At 66.4% G+C, this 598-nt stretch carries 1 protein-coding gene; it reads right to left on the bottom strand.

Features of this window, described 5'->3' with window-relative positions; translation table 11 throughout:
* On the bottom strand, positions 1–598 hold a 598-nt coding region (locus AC1D00_RS44380), incomplete at both ends, for an ABC transporter permease (protein WP_477015111.1).

The raw sequence follows: 598 nt of genomic DNA, 5'->3' as shown, positions 1-598 counted from the left end.
GTGCCGACGCCGCCGAACAGCGAGGTGCCGCCGATCAGCACGGCCGCGATCGCAGGCAGCGTCAGGCTTTCGCCGATGTCGGCCTCGGCCGAATTGAGCCGGGACAGGAAGATGATCGAGGCAAGCCCGGCCATGGTGCCGGAGACGGCATAGACCAGCAGCAGGCGGCGCGCGACCGGGATGCCGGAGAGGCGGGCGGCGACCGGATTGGCGCCGATTGCATAGATCTCCTGGCCCCAGATCGTTCGCTGCGCAAACAGCGTTCCGATCCCGAGGAAGACCAGCAGCAGGTAAACCGGGATTGGCAGGCCGAACAAATAGCCGCTGCCGATCTGGCGGAAACCTGCCGGAAAACCGTGAAGGGTCTCGCCCGCCATGTACCAGTAGGTGAGGCCGTTCAGCACCCAGAGCATGCCATAGGTGGCGATGAAGGAGGGGATGCGCAGGGCGGTAACCATGACGCCGTTGAGCAGGCCAACGATGCCGCCGCAGGCAAGCCCTGTGAGGATGCCGAGCGCGGGCGAGCCGGTCTCGTGGATCACGGTTCCGGCGATGCAGGCCGACAGCGCGACATTGGCGCCGACGGACAGATCAAGGC

This window comes from Bradyrhizobium sp. P2_E8 (assembly GCF_056403875.1).
This window is presented reverse-complemented; position numbering and strand designations above follow the sequence as displayed.